13 protein-coding genes and 1 tRNA gene are annotated in these 14111 nt (G+C 41.4%); 11 read left to right on the forward strand and 3 right to left on the reverse strand.

Annotated features, from left to right (window positions below; all coding sequences use genetic code 11):
- The first annotated feature begins 58 nt into the window (after nt 1-58).
- The 7 genes from FG24_RS12935 to cheZ all read left to right on the forward strand — a co-directional run bounded on the left by FG24_RS12935 (nt 59) and on the right by cheZ (nt 7701).
- Nucleotides 59-2683, forward strand: a complete 2625-nt coding sequence (locus FG24_RS12935; RefSeq protein ID WP_036302900.1) for a methyl-accepting chemotaxis protein — start codon at nt 59-61, stop codon at nt 2681-2683.
- A 214-nt stretch (nt 2684-2897) separates the two neighbouring features.
- Nucleotides 2898-3464, forward strand: a complete 567-nt coding sequence (gene fae, locus FG24_RS09515; protein WP_036302902.1) for a formaldehyde-activating enzyme — start codon at nt 2898-2900, stop codon at nt 3462-3464.
- Between the two features lie 381 nt (nt 3465-3845).
- Nucleotides 3846-4730 carry a CheR family methyltransferase gene (locus FG24_RS09520; RefSeq protein ID WP_036302905.1) on the forward strand — a complete coding sequence of 295 codons (885 nt, stop codon included), beginning with the start codon at nt 3846-3848 and terminating at the stop codon, nt 4728-4730.
- Entirely contained in the window at nt 4727-5335 is a 609-nt protein-coding gene (cheD, locus tag FG24_RS09525) for a chemoreceptor glutamine deamidase CheD (RefSeq protein ID WP_036302907.1), read from the forward strand. The genes FG24_RS09520 and cheD overlap by 4 nt, the downstream gene beginning before the upstream one ends.
- 39 nt (nt 5336-5374) lie before the next feature.
- Nucleotides 5375-6445, forward strand: coding sequence for a protein-glutamate methylesterase/protein-glutamine glutaminase (locus FG24_RS09530; protein WP_036302909.1), 1071 nt, complete (start codon nt 5375-5377; stop codon nt 6443-6445).
- Between the two features lie 165 nt (nt 6446-6610).
- Nucleotides 6611-7009: a chemotaxis response regulator CheY gene (gene cheY / locus FG24_RS09535; protein ID WP_015832190.1), complete on the forward strand. Its 399-nt coding sequence runs from the start codon at nt 6611-6613 to the stop codon at nt 7007-7009.
- 2 nt (nt 7010-7011) lie between these two features.
- Entirely contained in the window at nt 7012-7701 is a 690-nt protein-coding gene (gene cheZ / locus FG24_RS09540; RefSeq protein ID WP_036302914.1) for a protein phosphatase CheZ, read from the forward strand.
- Nucleotides 7702-7874: 173 nt separating this feature from the next.
- Here the strand turns inward: cheZ and FG24_RS09545 are convergent, their stop codons facing one another.
- A complete protein-coding gene (locus FG24_RS09545; RefSeq protein WP_036302917.1) occupies nt 7875-8420 on the reverse strand; it encodes a peroxiredoxin in 546 nt (181 codons plus the stop codon).
- A 158-nt stretch (nt 8421-8578) separates the two neighbouring features.
- Here FG24_RS09545 and FG24_RS09550 point away from each other — a divergent pair.
- Nucleotides 8579-8654: transfer RNA gene (locus FG24_RS09550), tRNA-Arg, on the forward strand.
- 127 nt (nt 8655-8781) lie between these two features.
- Complete coding sequence (locus tag FG24_RS12430) at nt 8782-10398, forward strand: site-specific integrase (protein ID WP_235189753.1); 1617 nt, start codon at nt 8782-8784, stop codon at nt 10396-10398.
- Between the two features lie 287 nt (nt 10399-10685).
- On the opposite strand, the gene FG24_RS09560 is transcribed toward FG24_RS12430, so the two are convergent.
- Nucleotides 10686-11474: an antA/AntB antirepressor family protein gene (locus FG24_RS09560; RefSeq protein ID WP_036302920.1), complete on the reverse strand. Its 789-nt coding sequence runs from the start codon at nt 11472-11474 to the stop codon at nt 10686-10688.
- A 742-nt stretch (nt 11475-12216) separates the two neighbouring features.
- Nucleotides 12217-12396 carry a hypothetical protein gene (locus FG24_RS12815; protein ID WP_235189754.1) on the reverse strand — a complete coding sequence of 60 codons (180 nt, stop codon included), beginning with the start codon at nt 12394-12396 and terminating at the stop codon, nt 12217-12219.
- Between the two features lie 46 nt (nt 12397-12442).
- On the opposite strand from FG24_RS12815, the gene FG24_RS12820 reads away from it, so the two are divergent.
- Nucleotides 12443-12838 carry a LexA family protein gene (locus FG24_RS12820; RefSeq protein WP_369797044.1) on the forward strand — a complete coding sequence of 132 codons (396 nt, stop codon included), beginning with the start codon at nt 12443-12445 and terminating at the stop codon, nt 12836-12838.
- On the forward strand, nt 12825-14108 hold the full coding sequence (umuC, locus tag FG24_RS09570) for a translesion error-prone DNA polymerase V subunit UmuC (protein ID WP_088178459.1): 1284 nt from the start codon (nt 12825-12827) through the stop codon (nt 14106-14108). Before FG24_RS12820 ends, umuC begins: the two co-directional genes overlap by 14 nt.
- Nucleotides 14109-14111: the final 3 nt, after the last annotated feature.

A 14111-nucleotide genomic window follows, 5' to 3' on the forward strand; every position in this document is an offset into this window, starting at 1 on the left:
AGGTTGTGTTTTTAGAAGTTGATATTTATAGGTTTTTTTAGTAAGAAATGGACTTGAGATGCAAATGACTGTTGCAAGAAAAATGTTATTAATAACATTGATTTCTGTATTAGGTTTAGTAGGTTTGTTAACGCTAAATATTTTCCAGACCGACTCTGTATATAAAGACACTAATTATGCAAATGAAAATATAGTGCCTAGTGTCATTAAACTTGATGAAATGCGATATAAATTCAATACGCTACGTATCAGGGTTGCTAATCACACGTTGATTAAGGATGATGCAAAAATGGCAGAAGTTGAAGCCGCTATTAGAAAGCTTCAATCTGAGTTGAAAGACATTACAGAGACATATGTTAGTTTTATTTCAGATGAGCAAGAAAAGCGCCTGTTAGAAGCGGATGTGGAAGGTTTAAATGCGTATTACTCACGTATGGAGCCAATACTAGATGCGTCTAGAACGAACCAAAAAGAATTAGCGCATGAACTATATATCGCCATCCGTACTCCAGCAGAAAAGGCTAATGATGATATAGCTAGCCATATGAGCTATAAAGTTGAACTAGGTCAGAAATATGCCAATGATGCATTAACGGTAAAGCAACACGCGACAAGACTTTCTTTAGTGATGGGCTTATTAATCGTACTCGCTACCATTATCCTTGGTGTTTTCATTACACGTAACTTACGTAAACAATTAGGTGGAGAGCCAAATGATGTTGCGAAAATTGCGAATGATATCGCCAATGGTGATTTAAATAGTGCAATTAAAATTAACGCTGATGATCGTTCAAGCTTGATGGCTTCAATGTTCACCATGCAACAGACATTAAAAACTGTGATTGAAGAGCAAAGCACAATGTCTGCACAAAACAAGCTTGGTAATATTAGTGCACAAATTGACGCTGCAAAATTCCGTGGTACTTATAAAACCATGGCTACGAATATCAATGAAATGGCATCTAATCAAGCTGATGTGATGCGTAAAGTGACGGCTTGTATTGCTGAGTTTTCTAAAGGCAATTTTGATGAGCCATTAGAGCGTTTCCCTGGTCAACGTGCTTTTATTAATGAGCGTGTAGAGCAGCTACGTATCAACATTAAAACCTTGATTGCTGAAATGCAAAATATGTCTCAGCAGCATGATTTAGGTGAAATTGACGTAGAAGTTGATGTGGCTAAATTTACTGGTACTTACGCTGAGATGGCGCAGTCATTAAATAAAATGGTAGGATCCCACGTACGTGAGAAAGAAGAAGTGACGCAAGTGATGCGAGCGTTAGGAGATGGTGATTTTGACGTACAAATTCAACAATACCCTGGTAAAAAAGCGGAAATCAACAAGAACCTAGACCGCCTCAAAGGCAAACTAAAAGGCGCAGTAGACTCAGTTAAATGGGTGACGAACGAACATGCACAAGGTAACATTGACATGAGCCTACATGCACACCTATTTAAAGGCGGCTTCTCTGAACTAGCCGCAGCAGTCAATGCGATTGTTGCTGGACAACTGGAACTAACAGAAAAAGCCCTAGCCTGTGTTAAAGCCTTTGGCGAAGGTGACTTTGATGCCCCATTAGAAAAATTCCCAGGCAAAAAAGTATTCGTGAATGAAGCCATTGAACAAGTACGTACCAACTTAAAAGCCCTAAACGAAGATGCACAATTACTAGCAGACGCCGCACATGCTGGCCGTGTCACAGTACGTGCTGACGCTAACAGGCACCAAGGCGACTACCGTAAGATTGTGAACGGCATGAACGAAACGCTAGAAATGATCGTTGGACCGATCGTCACCGTTCAACAATCGGTTGAAACCATCAACACCGCAGCAAGAGAAATTGCACAAGGCAACGCAGACCTATCACGTCGTACAGAAGATCAAGCGGCCTCACTAGAAAAAACCGCTGCCAGCATGGAAGAACTCTCTTCAACCGTGAAACAAAATGCCGACAACGCTAAACAAGCCAACCAACTAGCCTCAGCTGCCTCAGGTGTTGCGGTCAAAGGTGGTGTAGCCGTGTCAGCAGTCGTCAGCACCATGGCAGAAATCAACGAAAGTGCCAAGAAAATTGAAGACATCATTAGCGTGATTGACGGCATTGCCTTCCAAACGAACATCTTAGCGTTGAACGCAGCGGTTGAAGCAGCAAGAGCCGGTGAGCAAGGTCGAGGATTTGCGGTTGTTGCAGGTGAAGTCCGCAACCTAGCACAACGCTCAGCTTCAGCAGCCAAAGAAATTAAAGAACTGATTACAAACTCAGTGAACAAAACAGCAGAAGGCACCAAACAAGTAGAAACGGCTGGCGACACCATGCAAGAGATCGTCAGCTCAGTCAAACGTGTGTCAGACATCATTGGTGAAATCTCTGCAGCCTCACAAGAGCAAAGTGTTGGTATTGAACAAGTGAACGAAGCCATCATGAAAATGGATGACGTTACACAACAAAACACAGCACTAGTTGAAGAAGCGGCAGCGGCTGCAGAATCGATGATGGAGCAAGCGGACGAACTAATGAATGCGATTAGTGTATTCCAGCTAGGCACACATGGCGAAAGCCAAGCACCACGCAACGTGCCTAAAGTGAATGTTGCAAGTAAAGTGGCTAGTATTGTGAGACCAGCCCCTGTCAAATTGAGTGTAAAAACCAACTCAGATGATGGTGATTGGGAAGAGTTTTAAAAAGTGATTTTATGCTAAGGCACCTAATGGTTTACAATAGAGGGTAAATCGTTAGCGCACAGCTAACTTTAGTAATTTTAAGATAGGGTAAGGTGGATGAGTGTAGCGTTGTCCACCATATGTAAGTAAAAATTGGCGGTAACGCTACACTCGACCGTCAAGTGTAACAAAGTAGTTAATTTTGAAATTTATTTAGAAGTTCTAGGAGACTTAAATGGCTGTTATTGATCGTGTATTAATTGGTGAAGCATTGGTGATCGAAGATCGTCCAGATGGTAGTGGTTTGGATCTTAAAAATGTTGCTCACATTGACCTAATCATGGGCCCACGTGGTAGCGCTGCAGAAGATGCATTTTGCCGTACACTAACTGATCAAAAAGAAGGTGTGAATGGTTTGTTAGCTATCGTTGCTCCTAATATGATGGTAAAACCAAACACAGTAATGTTTAACAAAGTGACTTTGAAAAACACTAAACAATCATTGCAAATGTTTGGCCCAGCACAACGCGGTGTTGCGATGGCTGTGATGGATTGCGTTGCAGATGGCACAATTCCAGTTGAAGAAGCTGATGACGTATTCATTTCTGTTGGTGTATTTATTGACCAAACTGCAGACATGGATGACCGTATTCAAGATTGGAACTACCGTGCTACTAAACAAGCAATCAAAAGCGCAATCGCACGTGAGCCAAAAGCTGCTGATTTGTTGAAAGTTTATAAAGATTCTGCACATCCTTTTGCTGCAAAAGAAGGCAACAGAAGAGCAACAGATAAGGCATAAGGTAATTTGTAGTTAAGTAATAAGTAAGTTGTGATGTGGAGCAATGTTTTAAGATGGAAAATGTCAGATAGTGCCAGTTTTAATTAAATGGCTTTCTTGATATTTACATCTTGCATTGCTACCTTGTCATACAGCATCAAATAATTAAGATAGTGAATGTTTTACGCGGAGATTAATCGCTGATTAAAGTGGTTAAGCTTTAATATAGCTCCGTTGGGTATGTTGATATTGTCCATAAATAGTCAAAAAATTAAGTAAGCAGTTAACTGCAACATAATTAATAAAAAATAAAATTAAGAGTGCCCAAAGCATATTGCTAAAGCGCTTTGTACCACATTGGTACAGTAAGTGACTGACAATAAATTACGTGGTGAATATCTAATGTTTAAAAAAGAGCAGCATGATGAGGGGCGAGAGTTTAACTTTACTGCTCAAGACTTTGCCAGAGTACGTCACTTAATTTACCGTCATGCAGGTATCTCACTATCAGAAGCTAAGTCGGATATGGTTTATAGCCGTATTGGGCGAAGACTTCGCGTCCTAGGTGCTACATCATTTAAGCAGTACTTGGATAACCTTGAAAGTCAAAACGATACTGCCGAATGGGAAGCATTCACGAATGCACTAACCACGAATTTAACGTCGTTTTTTCGTGAAGAGCACCACTTTCCAATACTCGCAGACCATCTGCTAACACTAAAAAAACCGATTCGTATCTGGTGCTCTGCGGCATCTACCGGTGAAGAGCCTTACACAATTGCAATGACCGCATGTGAAGCGTTTGGTAGTTTAAATCCACCAGTTGAAATTATAGCCACAGATATTGATACCAATGTATTGTCTACAGCATCTCGTGGAATTTACCCTTATGAGCGCGTGAGTAAGCTTTCGGATGCGAGACGTAAGCGCTTTTTTTTAAAAGGCACGGGTCCTAATGAGGGTTCTGTTGCAGTAAAAAAAGAGCTAAAAGAAATGATTACTTTCAGCCAGCTTAATTTGTTGGATGAAAACTGGGCGTTACAAGAGCCTTTTGATGCAATATTTTGTAGAAATGTCATGATTTATTTTGACAAACCTACACAGTCTAAAATTTTAAGTCGATTTGTGCCGTTAATGAAATCTCACGCATTACTATTTGCAGGGCATTCCGAGAACTTTCTTTACGTATCGGATGCGTTTCATTTACGTGGTAAGACAGTCTACACATTAGGTGATAGTAGCCATGTAAAGCGTTCTAATAATCTGATTAAAGAGAGATCTTTATGAGTATGTTGGAAGAGGAAATTTCAACAACCCTATATTTTGACCGAACTTTTGATTGTGAAGCTGCAAAGATAGCGCCTGGTGAATACTACTTTACTGATAAAGACATGGTCATTGTGACAGTGTTGGGATCATGTGTTTCTGCCTGCATCAGAGATAGCAAAACAGGAGTAGGTGGTATGAACCACTTTATGTTGCCTGATAGTGCTGCTACAGATAAAGACAGCCCTGTTTCTGAGTCTATGCGTTATGGTACCTATGCCATGGAGGTTTTAATTAACCAGTTGCTGCGCAATGGTGCACGTCGTGAGAATTTAGAGGCTAAGATTTTTGGTGGTGGTAACGTGCTGAAAAGCTTTACGACCACGAATGTTGGTGATCGCAACGCTATTTTTGTAAGAAAATATCTGAATGCTGAGGGGATACGCATTACAGGTGAAGATTTGTTAGACATCTATCCTAGAAAAGTTTATTACTTCCCTAAAACGGGTCGAGTTTTAGTGAAAAAACTGAAGCAAATGCATAATGACACCTTGTTTAAACGTGAAGAGGTTTACGCAAGCAAGCTTAAAACGGCAGATGTCGCTGGTGCAATTGATTTATTTTAACTATTAAATTGAATAAGCAACAAGACACGAGATAAGCAAATGAAAATTAAAGTACTTGTTATTGATGACTCAGCACTGATTCGTAGTTTACTCACTGAGATTATTAATGATCAAAAAGATATGATAGTCGTAGGTGCTGCACCAGATCCACTAATCGCACGTGAAATGATCAAGCAATTAAATCCTGACGTACTAACGCTTGATGTTGAAATGCCGAAGATGGATGGCTTGGACTTTTTAGAAAAACTAATGCGTTTACGCCCAATGCCAGTTGTGATGGTGTCTACGTTGACCGAGAAAGGTTCGGAAATCACCATGCGTGCGTTAGAGTTGGGCGCAACAGATTTTGTGACCAAACCTAAAATGTCAATTACCGAAGGTATGCGTGAGTATACCGAAGAAATTACCGACAAAATACGAGCTGCTTCTCAAGCTAGAGTTTCTTCACCTAGCCGCCATGCCGTTGCTGGAAATGCTGAGAATCGCCCATTGCAATTACGTAATCCACTGATTAGTAGTGAAAAGCTGTTAATTATTGGGGCTTCTACCGGCGGTACCGAAGCAATCAAATCGTTTTTGTTGCAAATGCCATCAGATTGCCCTGGTATATTGATTACACAGCATATGCCTGCAGGATTTACAAAATCTTTTGCAAATAGACTAAACTCTTTGTGCCAAATATCCGTTAAAGAAGCAGAGGGCGGTGAGCGTATTCTACCTGGGCATGCTTATATAGCCCCAGGTGATAAGCATTTGCTGTTGGCAAGAAGTGGTGCAAACTATGTGACAGAGCTGAGTGATGCGCCACCAGTGAATCGTCATAAACCTTCTGTGGATGTGTTGTTTGATTCTGCGGCATTACATGCAGGTAAAAATGCTATCGGTGTAATCTTAACTGGAATGGGTAAAGATGGCGCAGTAGGTATGGCTCAAATGAAGAATGCAGGTTCATATAACTTTGCTCAGAATGAGGAGAGTTGTGTGGTGTATGGCATGCCAAAAGAGGCAGTAGCACATGGTGGTGTCGATGAAGTGGCACATTTGAATGAGTTGCCAAAATTAGTGCTTAATCATTTAGTGACCAATAACACTCGTGCATTACGTGTGTAAAGGTTATGCAGGTTGTTGGCGCTTTAAATCTGAGTCATCTAGTTAATGGAGCAGTCTCCATCATAAATCAGTACAATATATAAAAATTATAGAATTTATTCATAGTGTTCATGTATAGATTGAAACTTGAAGCGCTGTGAATAGTTAATGTTAATGGAGTGAAGCATGGCAAATACAAATACTAAATTTCTAGTTGTGGATGACTTTTCTACGATGCGTAGAATTGTTCGCAACTTGCTTAAAGAGCTGGGCTATACCAATGTTGATGAGGCTGAGGATGGGGTTGCTGCGCTGAGTAAACTGAAAGGTGGTGGGTTTGAGTTTGTTGTATCAGACTGGAATATGCCTAACATGGATGGTTTGACATTGTTGCAAAATATTCGCGCAGATGCTGAGTTATCTAAACTTCCAGTATTGATGGTGACCGCTGAAGCTAAAAAAGAAAATATTATTGCTGCAGCACAAGCTGGCGCTAATGGTTACGTAGTAAAGCCTTTTACAGCGGCTACGCTTGATGAAAAGTTATCAAAAATATTTGAGAAGCTTGAGAAAGCTGGGGCTTAACTATGACTAGCGAAGCCACACAGCAACAAGCCGCAAGTGTTGATCCTTCAGTTGGGCTGTCATCGAGTGATGAAATTCTTAATCGTGTAGGCCATGTAACGAGAACATTGCATGATAGTTTAAGTGGTTTAGGGCTAGATAAGATATTAGAGCAAGTAGCACAAGATATTCCAGATGCACGTGATCGTTTGGCGTATGTTGCACGCATGACTGAGCAAGCTGCTGAGCGTGTTTTGAATGCAACTGACGTGGCGATTCCATTGCAAGAAGAACTTGCTGCCGGTGCAACTGCATTGCAACAGCGCTGGACAAATGTGATGGGTGAACCTTCGCTAAAGAGTGAATACAATCTGGCCGCTAATGAAACATTAACCTATTTAACAATGGCAGGAAAAAACACTGCGGAAACCAAAGCCTTATTGATGGATATCATGATGGCGCAGGATTTCCAGGATTTGACAGGGCAAGTCATTAAAAAAATTACTGGCCTCGCACAAGAGTTGGAGCAACAGTTGGTGCAGTTACTGATTGACTTCTCGCCGGCAATTCCTAAAAAAGATACGGAAACAAGTAAAGCTGACGCTGGTGATAACTCATCGCTACTGAATGGCCCGCAAATTGACCCAGATGCTGTGGATGTGGTTGCTAGTCAAGAGCAGGTTGATGACTTACTTGATAGTTTGGGATTCTAGTCGCTCATCCTATAAATCAGTATCCATTAAGATGGTCATGCGACTATATTAGTGTTAGTGGATATTGTTGAGTGATTACCGAGTTGAGATTTTAATCATATTATCAGGGAGCTTTAGGCTCCCTGTTTAATGTCTAAAATCAACATCAAGCTACATGCCGTTGTAGATAGAAACTAATTTGCTGTCGCTTGTAAGTTTTTTAAATCATCAATGATTTGCTGAGAGTGGTTTGAAACATTCACGTCATGGTAAATTTTGACTACTTTTGAGTTCGGGTCAATTAAAAAAGTATAACGTTTTGCAATTTTAGTAAAGATTAGGTTGGTAAGTGCATGATAAGTGTTTGCGACACTACCATCTATATCCGCCAGCAAGGTGAATGGTAGGTGATATTTTTCTGCAAACTTCTGGTGAGAGGCTTCTGAGTCAACGCTAATTCCAATTACCTTGGCATTCAATTGCTCTAATTTAGATAAATCATCTCTAAAGTTGCAAGCTTCTTTGGTGCAGCCGGGTGTGTCATCTTTTGGGTAAAAATAAAGGACTACATATTTTCCCTTGTAATCTGAGAGCGAGTGGTAGCTGCCTTTGGTATCTTTTAATCCGAATTCAGGCGCATTTTCGCCGATAGTTAAACTTGGTTGCATCGATGCGTAATGGCGATAGCCTAAGAGTGCAACGAGTATGATTGCTACATAGAATAAAACCTTAATTAACATACAATGACCTTCGTTTGATTTTGTTCAATGATGGATAAGTCTTACAGAATCTTAGCATTATTTGTTTTTTCTGTAGAGCAAACGTATGACAACGCTACATTTATTCACGTAATGTTTTATTTAGCACCTCTACGCTTTATAATGCTGCACTAGTATTTGCCCCCGTAGCTCAGTGGATAGAGCATCCCCCTCCTAAGGGGAGGGTCACACGTTCGATTCGTGTCGGGGGCGCCACCAGCTTTATAAGACCATGATTCTAAATGGTTTTAAATATAAATCAATCACTTAAAAACTCAAACTGTTACACATAGCTGTTACACACAGCTCAATCTAAATGAGCTTGTGCGATAGAATAACGAACATGAGTGATGAAGTGAAACTACAAACAAACGTAACCAACCATAAAGGCTCTAATTACTACTATTATCGAGCCAGAGTCCCTACAGACTTAGTGTCTCATTATGGCCGAGCAGAAGTAATGTTCTCATTACGAACCAAAGACCCGCGAGAAGCCAACACAAGAGCCACGATAGAAAGACTTAAGCTTGACCAAGAGTATGCACATATCAGAGCAATGAAAGCATCCTCTAAGCGTGGTGACATTAGTGATGATGAGTTGGAGCGGATAGCGCTTATATGGTCTGCTGAACAACTAGAGGAGGATGAAGCTGACAGGCTGGAAGGTCTTCTCTTAGATGATGATTTCTATGAGGCAACTTTGCTTGATACCAGTTTTCTTTCTTCATCTACAAGTGAATGGCTATCTCGTGGAAATCATGAGCACATAACCTCAATAGTTGACCATGAGCTGGAAAGACATGGCATCACACTTGATAAGAACAGCCAAGCATACAGGAAAGCTTGTAGCCACTTTCTCAAGGCTGGTAAGCGTCTTTCGGAGTCACTGAAGCTAAGGAACTCAGGTGAGATTGTAGACACGCCAGTAATTGATAGAAGCCCTGTAAAGTCTAAGTCTGAAGACACTTTAGAGTTTCTTTTAAATTATTGGAAGCTGCAGGCTAATCCAGCACTAAAAACATTCAATGAAGCAAAGAAAATAATTGAAAAGATAGCTGCTCAGACGGAGCATATGCAAGCGTCTAGGGTTTCTAAAGGAGACATAGTCACCTACAAAGACAATCTACTTAGTAATGGACGCAGCTCTGGAACGATTGGGAGGCATCTAAACTTAATCAATGCAATATTTAACTTAGCTGTAGCCAATGATAAGTTGAGTAGCAATCCAGCAAAAGATGTAAAAGCTCCTTTGGAAAAGGGAAAGAAAAAGCCACGAATACCATTTAGTATTGAGGAGCTGAAGCTTATATTTGCATCTCCAATTTATACCGCTAATCATAGACCCAGAGGCGGTGCGGGTGAGGCTGCATACTGGCTACCTTTAATATCCTTGTGGACAGGCGCACGACTTGGGGAGATTGGTCAGCTACTTGTTGACGATATAGCTGAGGATAGCGGAGTAAAGTACATACACATAACCACGGAGGTGGGTGATGAAGAGGATGAAGATACCCCTCAGAAAACACTCAAAAACAATTCCTCAAAACGAAGAGTACCTATACATCCAGAGTTAGTGCGTTGTGGCTTTTTAGATTACGTGTCTTCAATGAAGGATGCAGGTCATTCAAGACTATTCCCGCTTCTTAAGTCTTCACCTACTAGACCACTCACGGCTGCCTTCTCTCAGTGGTTTGGCAATCATAAGCGCAAAGGGCTAGGCATCACCGATAAGCGTAAAACCTTTCACTCCTTCAGGCATGGCTTCAAGGATGCTTGTCGCGAGTGTCTAATTCCAATTGAGCTTCATGACAAACTAACAGGTCATAAGAGTGCTGCCTCCTACAGCTCCAGTGTTGGTGATGGCTATGGTGCTGAGAACTATCCTATTAAACCTTTAAACACAGCCATGCTAATGCTTAGGTATGAGGGCTTAGACTTATCCCACCTATACATCAAGTAACAAAACTATCGCTCACCGTGTAGCCTTCGGGACAGTAAAAACCTCTGGCATATTCGAGAAGTGGACAGATGAAGCATCAACTAATGCCATCCTCAAGGGGAGACTTAAAGTGACTATGGTGTAGCTTTAAGCACACATAGATTAATACATTAATAACCATATACATTAGTCAAGTATTACAAAAAAATAGGTAGCGAGTACAGTCTTTAGTTTGACTATATTCACTACCTTTAATCGTTTCTACTGCTTGCTTGATACTTCAAACGCGGAAATCTCCGCGCTTATACTTACTTCACTTGCAACTGGTTTAAGTTAATCTTTCCACCATATATGCTCACAAGAATCGGCTCACTATCACGCCACTTTTTGCCATCCTCATACATTGTTAAAGCAACCTTGTATGCATCGTTGTATGTGTCTTGCAGCTCAGCGTAGTTCTTTAAGACATCACGAATACCCATGCGATACTTAAGGCGTACCTCACCAGCTCTTAAGCCAGTCAAAACTTTGCAGACATTACTTTTAAGCATCTTCTCATGCGAGGTAGCCTCCTCAGGATTACGCTTGTAGGCTGCATGAGTCAGGCGATTGTCTAGCTTAACGGGGACTACAGCGCGACCAAGGTTGTATCGTTCCAAGTTGCGTACAATCCTCTCCATGTCAAGGAAGTAACAGCGTATTTCATTCCCATCTTCTGTGTTAGCTTGCATTGCTAGTTTCGCAGCTAAGTCTCTACTTAGGGTGTAATTCTTAGATGGCTTGCCTTGTTTGTTCGGAATCTCAAATACGGAAATTTCCGTATTATGCTTTTGGCTATCTACTAACGGTTTGATGTGGTAATTAGCCCAGTCGTTAAACCGTTTGTGTGGCTTTCCAATTCTAGACCACAACTTCCTAGCATCAATACATGGGACCGTAGCGTCTTCCATGTAAGGCAATACTGTACGGACGCGCATAGCTCGCTTGGCAGCATCCTCACTGAGACCAAATTCCATGAGCTGCATTGCTGGCACATTTGTGTGAGTAAGGGTTAGTGTACGCCCATCACGGGCTAGTTTCTTTGTATTACTTAACATGTTGATATGTTTCCTTTTGATGTACCTCTCCCGAATGTCTCCTCCCTTAAAGCCTCATCACCAGCCATCAACAAGCTAGCTTTAAGAGCATTCAGAAAAGGTACAACAGAAAGAAGGTAATGATTGAATATGTCCGTGTAGCTCGCTATTGCTGACTAATAGGACGTTTGAGAGTCCAGCCTTTGGGTGGCTTGGAGATGGACTTGTGGTACTTGTTTTGGAGAGACTGAAGCCTAACTTTAAGTGGGGCTTAAAGTGATAGACATATCAGGGTGATTACCCAGAAGACAATCCATGTGAGGTGTTACTTTAAGTCTTGCTTTAATAACTGCATATTTATATCCCCCCTTAGACCCCCCTGACATAGATTTATTTAGAGTCTTACTTAAAGTCTTACTTAAAGTGTTTCTTAAGTTGTTTCTTTATTGATATTCACTTGGTGGGTATGTGTCTTCAGTATTGTCTAACCTTCACTTTAACTTATCCTCTGATTTCACTCAGGTCTTACTTAAAGTCATACTTAGAGTATATTCATGGCTCATTCTCTATAGTGTGGGGAATTGAATTTTCTAATTTAATCAATTAGTTGCTCATGTGCAGAAAAGTCAGTATTTAGTCCTTCCAAATGAAGCCAACCTAGGCTCATTATCTCTAGGGGGTCTAATTGATTTTATAGGTACATACACTCAGATAACCACTAGCTAGCTATCTCAATTCAAGTTATTATTTGGTTACTGTAACACTAATCAAAAGTAATCATGTCACGTGGCGGAATAAGACCTAACTCAGGACGTAAAACTCCTTCAAGTCCATACAAAGAGAAGACCTCCGTTATCAGGGTGCCTAACAGTCTGAAGTCTGATGTGCTGGTGTATCTTGAGGCGTACAAGAAGACAATCTCTAGGTTCTCGGAACCTGACATAAGTTTACTTAAAGCATCCATCTATCCTCCAAGTTTACCCAGACCCATTTACAGTGGACGGGTGTCAGCAGGTCAATCAAGGTTTCCTTCACCAGCTCAAGACTATGAGCAAGAGGAGTTGGACTTAAACAAACACATGATAGCTAACCCACCAGCTACATTCTTTTATCGCGTAGGTAACTCATACGACTCCATGATTGATGTGGGTATATTGCCCAATGCTTTGCTAGTGGTTGATAGGTCTATAACACCTAAGTCCTCCCACATTGTATTAGCAGAGGTAGATAAAGAGCTGGTGGTGAAGAGGCTTTATAAGTGGAAGGGAGTCATCGAGCTAAGGTCTGAAAACAAAGAGAAAAACTATCCACCCATTACCTTCAAGGATGGTGAGGAGTTGATTGTCTTTGGAGTGGTCACATTCAATGTCAATGCCCTTAAGTAATCGTGTCTATGCACTTTGTGACGCTAACTCCTTTTATGCGTCCTGTGAGAAAGTCTTTAGACCAGACCTAAAGAATACACCTGTAGTAGTACTGTCTAACAATGATGGATGTGTGGTAGCTCAGAGCAAAGAGGCTAAGGCAATGCTTGACCTCTGGATGTGTAGACCTTGGTTTGAAATTGAGGAGGAAGCTAAGAAGCTTGGGGTGGTTGCCTTCTCCTCAAACTATGAGCTTTATGCCAACATGAGCAATCGCTTCATGACTACCCTAAGGCAGTTTGCACCAAGGCAAGAGGTCTATTCCATTGATGAGTCATTCCTAGACCTCACAGGTATCAACCGTGACCTAGTGGCTTATGGTAAGCAGATTAAAGACACTGTGCTGCAATGGACTGGCTTGCCTATATGTGTGGGTATAGCAAACACTAAGACACTCGCTAAGCTGGCTAATCACTGTGCTAAGAAGCAATCTCACTTCAATGGTGTATGTGACTTCACCAGCATGAGTAAGACCGAGATAGACGCTATGATGCAGCAACTCCCATTATCCAAGGTATGGGGTATCGGTAACAAGCTGGAAGCTAAGCTCAATAAGCTCGGTGTTCATGATGTCCTAAGGCTCAAGAGAGCTGACCCCAAGCGCATTAGAGATGAGTTTGGAGTATTGTTAGAGCGAACTATAAGGGAGCTTAACGGTGAGTCATGGCTAGAGCTGGATGAGACATTACCAGAGGCTAAGCAGGTCATGAGTTCTCGCTCCTTTGGGACTAGAGTGAGTACCTTAGCTGAGCTTGAGGAGGCTGTCAGTTATCACGCTACCAATGCCAGTGCTAGGCTGCGTAAGCATGGCTTATATGCTAATGCCGTGTATGTCTTCATTCAGAATAGTCCCTTTGATAAGGCTCAGTTCTATGGTGCAAGCCATACTGTTGCTATGCCTTCACCCACTGACAATACCATGCAGATAAACAAGACAGCTCTTTGGATACTAAAGAAGCTTTACAAGGAAGGTATCTACTATCAAAAAGCTGGTGTAATGCTAATGGAGTTAGTGCCTTCAGGTGGTCAACAATCAGACCTCTTTGGGTTTACTCAAGGTGACTCTAAGTCAGCCAAGCTAATGGACACCCTAGACAGTATCAATAAGAAGTACAGTAAAGGTACAATCAAGCTTGCCTCTGAAGGTGTGCATAAGGCGTGGGTAATGAAGAGGGGGATGAAGAGTCCGAACTACACAGGTGACTGGAATGAGTTGCCACATATAAGATAGGGG

The organism is Methylotenera sp. L2L1 (assembly GCF_000744605.1).
Classification (GTDB): Bacteria; Pseudomonadota; Gammaproteobacteria; order Burkholderiales; family Methylophilaceae; genus Methylotenera.